The 9,545-nt window shown below is 70.1% G+C and carries 10 protein-coding genes and 2 pseudogenes; 8 read left to right on the top strand and 4 right to left on the bottom strand.

Annotation, left to right across the window (positions count from 1 at the left end):
• The 3 genes from ABZ281_RS23310 to ABZ281_RS23300 all read right to left on the bottom strand — a co-directional run.
• On the bottom strand, positions 1–639 hold a 639-nt coding region (locus ABZ281_RS23310), incomplete at its 3' end, for an alpha/beta hydrolase (protein WP_356658288.1).
• Between the two features lie 71 nt (positions 640–710).
• Positions 711–1,526 carry an oxidoreductase gene (locus tag ABZ281_RS23305; protein ID WP_356658286.1) on the bottom strand — a complete coding sequence of 272 codons (816 nt, stop codon included), beginning with the start codon at positions 1,524–1,526 and terminating at the stop codon, positions 711–713.
• 380 nt (positions 1,527–1,906) lie between these two features.
• Positions 1,907–2,083 (bottom strand): hypothetical protein, encoded by a 177-nt coding sequence (locus tag ABZ281_RS23300; RefSeq protein WP_356658285.1) that lies wholly within the window; start codon positions 2,081–2,083, stop codon positions 1,907–1,909.
• Between the two features lie 424 nt (positions 2,084–2,507).
• On the opposite strand from ABZ281_RS23300, the gene selA reads away from it, so the two are divergent.
• On the top strand, positions 2,508–3,803 hold the full coding sequence (gene selA / locus ABZ281_RS23295) for an L-seryl-tRNA(Sec) selenium transferase (protein WP_356658283.1): 1,296 nt from the start codon (positions 2,508–2,510) through the stop codon (positions 3,801–3,803).
• 5 nt (positions 3,804–3,808) lie between these two features.
• A pseudogene (locus ABZ281_RS23290) lies at positions 3,809–4,714 on the top strand (GTP-binding protein); the annotation flags it as partial.
• A gap of 10 nt (positions 4,715–4,724) precedes the next feature.
• Here ABZ281_RS23290 and ABZ281_RS23285 read toward each other — a convergent pair.
• Positions 4,725–5,477 (bottom strand): annotated as a pseudogene (locus ABZ281_RS23285) (chromosomal replication initiator protein DnaA); the annotation flags it as partial.
• Positions 5,478–5,851: 374 nt separating this feature from the next.
• Between ABZ281_RS23285 and rpmH the strand changes: the two are divergent.
• The 6 genes from rpmH to ABZ281_RS23255 form a co-directional block, all read left to right on the top strand.
• On the top strand, positions 5,852–5,989 hold the full coding sequence (gene rpmH, locus ABZ281_RS23280) for a 50S ribosomal protein L34 (RefSeq protein ID WP_005482975.1): 138 nt from the start codon (positions 5,852–5,854) through the stop codon (positions 5,987–5,989).
• A gap of 21 nt (positions 5,990–6,010) precedes the next feature.
• Positions 6,011–6,382 (top strand): ribonuclease P protein component, encoded by a 372-nt coding sequence (gene rnpA / locus ABZ281_RS23275; protein ID WP_078615240.1) that lies wholly within the window; start codon positions 6,011–6,013, stop codon positions 6,380–6,382.
• A complete protein-coding gene (gene yidD / locus ABZ281_RS23270) occupies positions 6,379–6,753 on the top strand; it encodes a membrane protein insertion efficiency factor YidD (RefSeq protein WP_298557986.1) in 375 nt (124 codons plus the stop codon). The genes rnpA and yidD overlap by 4 nt, the downstream gene beginning before the upstream one ends.
• Positions 6,754–6,756: 3 nt before the next feature.
• On the top strand, positions 6,757–8,040 hold the full coding sequence (gene yidC / locus ABZ281_RS23265) for a membrane protein insertase YidC (protein WP_356658280.1): 1,284 nt from the start codon (positions 6,757–6,759) through the stop codon (positions 8,038–8,040).
• A 15-nt stretch (positions 8,041–8,055) separates the two neighbouring features.
• Positions 8,056–8,568, top strand: a complete 513-nt coding sequence (locus ABZ281_RS23260) for a R3H domain-containing nucleic acid-binding protein (RefSeq protein ID WP_298557984.1) — start codon at positions 8,056–8,058, stop codon at positions 8,566–8,568.
• A 125-nt stretch (positions 8,569–8,693) separates the two neighbouring features.
• Positions 8,694–9,545 (top strand): RsmG family class I SAM-dependent methyltransferase (locus ABZ281_RS23255; protein WP_356658278.1); only part of this gene is annotated, 852 nt, incomplete at its 3' end.

The raw sequence follows: 9,545 nt of genomic DNA, 5'->3' as shown, positions 1-9,545 counted from the left end.
GTCCTGCAGCCAAGCCGATCGGAACGATTCGAGGATGCCCCGGCTGAGCATCTTGTCGTGTTCCTCGTTCTCGTCGACCTTCGGGTTGCTGATGGTGAGGTCGGCCCACGGCGAGATGCTGGTGATCGCCCCGGGGGTCGCCTCGCCCTTGGCGAGCAGGCGCAGCGGCAGCATGACCGCGAGGGTGCCTCCGATGGAGTGGCCGGTGCTGCCGATGTTCCGCGGCTCGTAGCCCTGCGCGAGCAGCCAGCGGTAGGCGGTCTCGGCGTCGTCGATCTGCGCCGGGTGGGGGTGCTCGGGTGCCAGGCGGAAGCCCACGACGAGTGAGCGGATTCCGGCCGCCTTGGCGATGTGGCCGGCGGCCTTGCGGTCCGATGAGATCGAGGCGGCGACCGATCCGCCGAAGTGGAAGTGGAGCAGCGCCTTGTCGGGGTCGGCGCCCTCGGGGATGGCCCACAGGGCGGGGACGCCGTCGGCGTCCACGTCGGCGTAGGTGACGCCTTCCAGCTCGGTCGACGCCGAAGCGTGTGTGTCGAAGATGGCGCGGAGGACGGCCAGATCGAGGCCCGGTGTCGATGCCTTCGCGCGCACGCTTTCGAGGAACTGCGCGAACTGCTGTGCTTCTGTACTGATTCCCACGGTGATGCTCCTGTTCAGGTCGCAGGGAGCGCGCCTCGCGCGCAGTGCAGGCCGATGGGCCGGGTGTGACGTCAGGCGGGCATCCGGTTGAATCGGCGGATCTGCCTGTCGAAGATCCCGGCGGGGACGAGGCGTCGCGCGGTGGTGATGCGTGAGGCGAGAGGGCCGGCGGTGTAGCGCAGCTTCGGCTTCGGGGCGGTGGCTGCCGTGACGATCTCGTTGGCGACAAGGGCGGGGGCGTCGCCGGCCTTCATCGCCGCGGCGACCACCTCGTCGAAGACACGCCGCCGCTCCGCGTACAGCGGCAGCGGTGTGTCGGGCTGAGCGGCGTTGGCGTCGAAGGCGGTCCGGGTGTAGCCGGGCTCGACGAGCAGGACGCGGACGCCGTGCTCGCGGACCTCGTGGTCCAAGGACTCGGAGTAGCCCTCGACGGCGTGCTTCGCCGCGACGTAGAGGGACATGTAGGGCTGCGGGATGACGCCGAGGACGGACGAGAGGTTGATGATGCGGCCACGGCCCAGGGCGCGCATGTGCGGCAGGACGGCCTTGGTCATGCGGACGAGACCGAAGAAGTTGAGGTCGAAGAGCCTCTGGGCCTGGGCGACGGAGTTCTCCTCGGCTGCACCGGCCGAGCCGAGTCCGGCGTTGTTGACGAGGACGTCGATCCGACCGAACCGTTCGATCACTTCCCGGACGGCGGTGGTGACGGATTCATCACTGGTCACGTCGAGATCGAGGAAGGTCACACCGGCGGGCGGGGTGAGTCCCGAGGTGTTCCGTCCGGTTCCGATCACCTCGAACCCAACTGTGACGAAGGCCTGAGCGGTTGCGTTGCCGATCCCCGACGATGCCCCCGTCACGAGTGCTACCGGCCGATCTGTCGTCATCACAGACTCCCTGTGTCATTGAATTACGATCGTTTACCTTACGGTCGTAAGGCTATGGCGGGGCGGGAGGGATGGCAAGGGGAAGGCTTCGACGATCGCCGGGAACCTGCGGCTTAGTGCGGGAAAAGGGCAAGAGGGTGACGAGGGCGGCAGGGGGCCGGCCGCAGCCCCGCAGCAGAGCCTTCAGCCGGTCCCGGGTGCCGAAGAGCTCGACGTCGTGCAGCTGGGCCGTCGCGATCCAGTCCCACAGGATCCGTGCGTATGACCGCCGGGACGGTGGCGCCGGGCCGCCCGTCCTCGAGCAGAAGGTCATCGTCGGCATGGAACGCCATCCCCTCGGGGATCGTCGGCTCCCCGACAACCCACAGGACTCCCAACGCTCACTGGAATCGAACGCCAACAAGCCTTACGGACACGGCAGTTGTGCATAAACAACCCGTGCCTTCGAACGTCTCGAACCAGAGCAGGGCCCCGTCCAGGTCCGTGGTCGACCACACCCGCACGATCGACGGGCCGATGTCGGTGAGCACGTCCAGGAGGACCTGGCGGCGCTCCACGTACGGACGCGACCGCAGATCGGGGAAGCCTGCCGCAGGGTGGGCCAGGATGTCGAACGCCGTACGTCGCCGGATGCTGGTCGGCGAGCTCCCTCGCGCGGCGGGGGCGGGACAGTACGCGGGACTGCGCCGCGGCGAAGCTGATGTGCGTCGCTGCCGTCGGCGGCGGCGACGTACACGACGGCCTCGCCGTCCAGGATCGCGCCGGGCGGCAGGCGCATGGCGGCCACGGCCAGGTCACCGATCGCAGCGGTGATCGACCGCACCCGGGACACCGTCCGCAAGGCCATGGGCAAGGACGGCTGAGGGGCCTGCAGCCACGTGTCGGCGTGTCGTGACAGCTGTACGGGACACTGGGAGACGATGGGCGTTCCTCGGACAGTCCTGAGAGCGGGCGGAGAGGCAGGGGCGCGTGGGCGGAGACGTGAGGGACACGCGACGGCGGATTCCCCGCACCGACGTCCTGCTGCGCGACAGGCGCCTGGCCGATGCAGCACAGCGGCTGGGGCCTGGCGTTGTGAAGTCGGCCGTGCGTCAGGCCCAGGAGCGGGCGCGCGGTGGTGGGATCGCGCCGGAAGACGTGGTGGACACGGCGGTGGCCCTGCTGTCCGGCGGCGTCGGTGGTCTGCGGCCGGTGATCAACGCCACCGGCGTGGTGCTGCACACCAACCTCGGCCGGGCCTCGCTGTCGGCGGCGGCCCGGCAGGCGGTGCAGGAAGCCGCCGGTCCCACGGACGTCGAACTCGACTTGCGCACCGGCGTACGGGCCAAGCGCGGACGGAGCGCGCTTGCGGCACTGCGGGAACGAGTGCCGTCGGCCGCTGCCGCACACGTCGTGAACAACGGTGCCGCCGCGTTGGTGCTGGTGGCCACCGCTCTCGCCGCCGACAAGGACATCGTCATCAGCCGGGGCGAGATGGTGGAGATCGGGGACGGTTTCCGCCTGCCGGACCTGCTGGTGTCCACCGGGGCACGGCTGCGGGAGGTAGGGACGACCAACCGTACGACCGTCGCCGACTACGCCGCCGCGATCGGCCCGGACACGGCCTTCGTGCTGAAAGTGCACCCGTCCAATTTCCGCGTCACCGGGTTCACGCGGGCGGCCGCGGTAGCGGATCTGGCGACTCTCGGTCCTCCGGTGGTGGTCGACATCGGCTCCGGGCTCCTCGCTCCGCACCCGCTGCTGCCCGAGGAACCCGACGCCCGGACCCAGCTGGGGGCCGGGGCGTCGCTCGTCACGGCGAGCGGCGACAAGTTGCTGGGCGGACCGCAGTGCGGACTGCTTCTCGGCCGGGAGGAACTGGTCCGGACCGTGTCCCGGCACCCGCTCGCCCGCGCCCTGCGCGTGGACAAGCTGACCCTGGCCGCGCTGGAGGCGACCCTGACCGGGCCCGAGACGCCGACCGCGGCGGCGCTGGCTGCCGATCCCGCCGAGCTGCTTCAGCGTGCCGAGCAGCTCGCCGCCTTGCTGGCCGCCGACGGCATCGACGTACGGGCCGTGGAGAGCGACGCCACGGTGGGCGGCGGTGGCGCCCCCGGGGTGACGCTGCCCAGCGCCGCCCTGTCCCTGCCCGAGCTCTACGCCACCGCTCTGCGGACCGGCCCGGTTCCCGTGGTGGGGCGGCTGGAGGCCGGCCGGTGCCTGCTGGATCTGCGGGCGGTGCCGCCGGAGGACGACGAGCGGCTCGCCGAGGCCGTGCGCCGAGCCGCGGAGAGGTAGGCGACATGCGGGTACTGGCCACCGCCGGGCACGTCGACCACGGAAAGTCGGCCCTGGTGCGGGCACTGACCGGGATGGAACCCGACCGGTTCGAGGAGGAGCGCCGCCGTGGCCTGACCCTCGATCTGGGGTTCGTGTGGACCGAGGCCGACGACTTCGACGGGCAGCGCATCGCCTTCGTGGACGTGCCCGGCCACGAGCGGTTCGTCGCCACCATGCTGGCCGGGGTCGGGCCCGTGCCCGCCGTGCTGTTCGTCGTGGCCGCCGACCAGGGCTGGCAGCAGCAGTCGCAGGAACACCTGGAGATCCTGGACGCCCTCGGAGTGCGGCACGGCGTCCTCGCCGTGACCCGCAGTGACCTGGCGGACCCCGAACCGGCGCGCGCCGACGCCGTCGAGCGGATGGCGGCCACCTCGCTCGGAACCGTGCCGTCCATCGCGGTGAGTTCCGTGACCGGTGCCGGACTCGACGAACTGCGCGGCGAACTGGCCCGGTTGGGCCGCTCGCTGCCCGTCCCGCCCGCCGACGCGGACGTACGGCTGTGGCTCGACCGTGCCTTCACCGTGCGCGGTCACGGCACGGTCGTCACCGGCACCCTGGGCGAGGGCACCCTGCGCGTCGGCGACCGGCTGACGGCGGGGGACGCCACCACCGGGCTGCGGGTGCGCGGGCTTCAGTGCCTGCACGAGGACGTCTTGGCCGTCAGCGGGGTGGCGCGCGTGGCTGTCGATGTGCACGGCCCCGCCGACACCGTCCTGGGCCGGGGCCAAGTACTGCTGCCCCCGGAGCGCTGGCTGCTCACCGGCCTGATCGACGTCCGGGTGGCCGGGACACCGACCCGGGACCTGCCCCGGACGGTCACCCTGCACATCGGTACCGCCGCCGTGCCGGTGACTGTACGCCCTTTCGGGAGTCCTGGGAGCCGTACGAGTCCTGCCCGGGTGACGCGTATGGGTCACGCTCGGGAAAGCCGAGGCGCTGTTGCTGCCAGCCGTACTCGTCGTGCTGCGTGGGACGCGGCCACGCGCCGGGCTCGGGGCGCTGGTACTCGGACGGGTACGCGGGACGGGCGGTGGGGAGCTGATCTGCGCGCGTAGGCGGAAGCTGGTCACCGGCCGGCCCGGGCAGCTGGTCGGCGCGGTGGCGGCCGTACCCCTCGTACCCGTCACGGTCCTGGCGGTCATAGGAGTCGCGCTCGGGACGGTCGTACTTGTCCCGCTCGGGACGGTCGTACCCGTCGCGGTCCGACCGGTCGTACCCGTCACGCTCAGGACGGCCGTACCCGTCACGGTCCGGACGGTCGTACCCCTCGCGGTCCTGGCGCGCGGCCGGGAGCTCGGGCTCCTCGTAGCGCGGCTGGGGGCGGGCCGGGGGCGCAGGCGCGGCGGGGGGCTCGCCCGCGGAGTCGTCGACGGTGATCGCGATCCGGATCGGGCGACCGCACTCGCGGCTCAGTGTCTCGCTGACGACCGGCGCCAGCCGACCCTCGAGTACGCCCTTCGCGAATTCGTTCGGTACGGCGAGCAGTGCGGTGTCCGCGACCAGCGCGAGCGGCTGGCAGCGCCGGATCCAGTGCTCGTCCTTCCCCTCGACCCCTTGGCCGCGGCCCTCCCCGAGGAGCTGCTCCAATACGCGTGGCCACACTGCGGCAAGATCGGCAGGTACGTCAGCCACAGGGCACGCTCTCTCACAGGTCCCACGAACGTGTGGTTCTGGGACGGCTCGGGATGTAAATCGGGTGGGGCAGGGATAAGGGAACGAATCGGAGTTCCGTCACGGTAGTCAGGGCGGCCGGTACGGTTCAAGTTGTTGTCCCCAGCCTGTGGACAAGTGTCTCCCGGCGACTCCTGGTTTGACCGGATGGCGTAGCCGCGCGTACCGTGACCAGGTCGAGTTGTCGATGGCTGCTGCCGCCTGCCTCCGATGGGCACAGATCATTTGGGTGATCGGTCAGCGGTGCACTCGGGCGTAACTGCGAGCTACTCGTGGGCGCACGGTGACAGCCAGGACGGCACCCCGCAACTACCGATTTCTTCTGGAGCCCCCGAGTGAGCAAGCGCACCTTCCAGCCGAACAACCGTCGTCGCGCGAAGACCCACGGCTTCCGCCTGCGGATGCGTACCCGTGCCGGTCGCGCGATTCTCGCGAACCGCCGCAGCAAGGGTCGCGCCAGCCTGTCCGCCTGATCTTGATCAGGTCATGACGTCGTGCTGCCTACCGAGCATCGGCTGAGGCGGCGCGAGGACTTCGCGACCGCGGTACGACGAGGGCGCCGGGCCGGACGCCCACTCCTCGTCGTCCACCTACGTAGCGGTTCCACGGACCCGCACGCGCCTGGGGAGAGCGCTCCCCCGACGCGTGCGGGTTTCGTCGTGAGCAAAGCAGTGGGTGGCGCGGTCGTGCGGAACAAAGTGAAGCGCAGGCTTCGCCACCTGATGCGCGAGCGAGTCGCCCAGCTGCCCCCCGGTAGCCTGGTAGTCGTACGAGCGCTGCCCGGATCGGGCGACGCCGACCATGCACAGCTGGCCCGAGACCTGGATGCCGCTCTCCAGCGGTTGCTGGGAGGGGGCGCGCGATGAAGTACCCGCTGCTGGCTCTGATCAAGCTCTATCAGTGGACGATCAGTCCGCTGCTCGGGCCGGTCTGCAAGTACTACCCGTCGTGCTCCCACTACGGCTTCACGGCCATCGACCGGCATGGTGCCATCAAGGGAACGGCACTCACGGCCTGGCGCATCCTGCGATGCAATCCGTGGTCGCTGGGTGGTGTGGACCACGTTCCGCCGCGTAAGCGCCCGCGGTGGCACGAAATGCTGCGTAACGCGTGGCGTGCACGCAAGGGCGGGCCCTCCGCCGCCGGACCGGCCACCGGGGGACAGACTTCTCCCACAAGTCCGTCCAGTCCTTCGGGCCCGGCCGCAGAGACACCGTCCCATGCCCAAGGAGCATGATTAGTGGACACGATTGCCAGCCTCTTCAGCTTTATCACCACACCCGTCTCCTGGGTCATCGTCCAGTTCCACTCGGTGTACGGCGCCATGTTCGGCCCCGACACCGGTTGGGCCTGGGGCCTGTCGATCGTGTCCCTGGTGATCCTGATCCGTATCTGCCTCATCCCGCTCTTCGTGAAGCAGATCAAGTCGACTCGGGCCATGCAGACGCTGCAGCCCGAGATGAAGAAGATCCAAGAGCGCTACAAGAACGACAAGCAGCGTCAGTCCGAAGAGATGATGAAGCTGTACAAGGAGACGGGCACCAACCCGCTCTCCTCGTGCCTTCCCATCCTGGCCCAGTCCCCGTTCTTCTTCGCCCTGTACCACGTGCTCAACAGCATCGCGACGGGCGACACCATCGGTGTGATCAACCAGAGCCTGCTGCAGAGCGCGCAGAAGGCGCACATCGTCGGGGCTCCGCTGGCCGCGAAGTTCACCGACAGCGCGTCGAAGGTGGAAGCGCTCGGTGCCTCCCTCACCGACGTCCGTGTGGTCACCGCCATCATGATCGTCCTGATGTCGGCGTCGCAGTTCTTCACCCAGCGCCAGCTGATGACGAAGAACGTCGACACCACGGTGAAGACCCCGTTCATGCAGCAGCAGAAGATGCTGATGTACGTCTTCCCGGTGATGTTCGCCGTCTTCGGCATCAACTTCCCGGTCGGTGTCCTCGTCTACTGGCTGACCACCAACGTGTGGACCATGGGCCAGCAGATGTACGTGATCCACAACAACCCGACTCCGGGTTCCAAGGCCCAGGCCTCGTACCTCGACCGCCTGACCAAGCACGTCGCGCAGCACGACAAGGTCAGCAAGCGCCGCGACCGGGTCATCGTCAAGGCGATCGTCGCCAAGGGCCGTGACCGCAACGAGTTCGAGCGCAAGTTCATCAACGGCCTGAGCAAGGCCGGCCTCGCCGCCCAGCCCGACGGCACCGTGGTCAAGAGCGACGCCGCGGCCGCGGCCCAGGCCGAGGACGGTACGCCGACCATCGCCGGCGGTACCCCGAAGCGTCAGCAGCCCAAGCGGCAGAGCAAGTCGCAGCGGCAGCACGGCGGCGCCAAGGTGGCCGGTGAGACCGACGAGCCGAAGACGTCGCTGACCAAGTCCGACGAGCCCGAGGACGCCAAGCCCGCCCCCGCTGCCAAGAAGGGCGGCGCGAAGCCCGCCGGCGGTACTCGCAGCAAGGCCCAGTCCGGACAGCGCAAGGGCCCGCAGCGGCCCAAGTCCCCGTCCAAGAAGTAAGAAGGAGTCCATCCCGTGACGGAAGGCACCACCTCCGCCGCTGCCGAGGGTGCAGACACCCTGACTCGCCTGGAGCAGGAAGGCGAGATCGCGGCGGACTACCTGGAGGGTCTGCTCGATATCGCCGACCTCGACGGTGATATCGACATGGACGTCGAGGCCGACCGTGCCTCCGTCTCGATCATCAGCGACTCGAGCGGCCGTGATCTGCAGAAGCTGGTCGGCCGTGACGGCGAGGTACTGGAGGCGCTCCAGGAGCTCACCCGTCTGGCCGTGCACCGGGAGACCGGTGACCGCAGCCGTCTGATGCTCGACATCGCGGGGTACCGCGCACAGAAGCGCTCCGAGCTGTCCGAGCTGGGCGCCAAGGCCGCCGCGGAGGCCAAGAGCAGCGGTGAGGCCGTGAAGCTGAAGCCGATGTCGCCGTTCGAGCGCAAGGTCGTGCACGACGCAGTCAAGGCCGCGGGCCTGCGCAGCGAGTCCGAGGGCGAGGAGCCGGAGCGCTTCGTCGTCGTGCTGCCCGCCTGATCGGCCCCTAGGTTCCTCGGCCCCGTCTGTTGCGCAGGCGGGGCCGAACTTTGTCAGCCTGATAGTTCTGGTGGTTCTGGTGTCGGCGCCGGGTGCGCTGACGCGGTACGGAAGGACGGTCCCCCGTGACGGAGGCAGCGGAGCTTCCCCCCGCGCCCGAGCAGGCGCGCGAGGTGTTCGGTGATCGCTTCGCGGATGCGGTGCGGTACGCCGAGCTGCTTGCTGAGGCCGGTGTGCAGCGCGGCCTCATCGGCCCGCGTGAGGTGCCTCGCCTGTGGGAGCGGCACCTGCTGAACTGTGCGGTGCTCTCGGAGGTCGTGCCCGTCGCCGACGAAGTGGAGGAGGAGGTCCGCCGTCAGGTCCCCGAGTACGCCCGGCCCGCCGACGGCACGTACCGCCAGAACCTGCGGTCCGGGGTGGTGCAGGCGCTGACCCTGTTCGTCGACCACATCGCCGATCCGCGCGACGACGGGGGCGCGATCGCGGCGACGTACTACGAACTCGGGCGGGGTGAGGCCCTGGAGGGCCGCAGCCTGGACGCGCTGCAGTCCGCGCTGCGGGTCGGCGGTATGCGCGCCTGGCGGCTGATGGGCCGGACCGCGGAGGAACTCGGGCTGGACTCCACGGTCGTGGCCGGGCTCGGGGAACTGGCGTTCCGGACCGTGCACGAGGTCGCGCAGGCGGCCGCTTCCGGGTACGCCGAGGCCCAGCTGCGCAGCTCCGACGAGTTGGAGCGGCGCCGCAAGCGCCTGCTGGAGCGGCTCCTGGAGGACGGGCCGGTGGCGCTGGAGGCCGTGCAGGACCTGGCCCACGGCGCGCGCTGGCCCGTGCCGCGCACGGTCGCCGTCGTGGCGCTCGCGGCGGCGCCGGACCGGCGGGAGGAGGACCGTCCGCTGGCGGCGGCGGGCGCGCTGGTGGACATGGGGTGCCGTCCGCCGCGCATGCTGGTGCCCGACCCGGACGGCTCCGGCGGCATC

It is taken from the genome of Streptomyces sp. NPDC006265, assembly GCF_040613555.1.
GTDB lineage: Bacteria > Actinomycetota > Actinomycetes > Streptomycetales > Streptomycetaceae > Streptomyces.
Note: the sequence above shows the minus strand (reverse complement) of the source record. Positions and strands in the feature narration are given on the sequence as shown.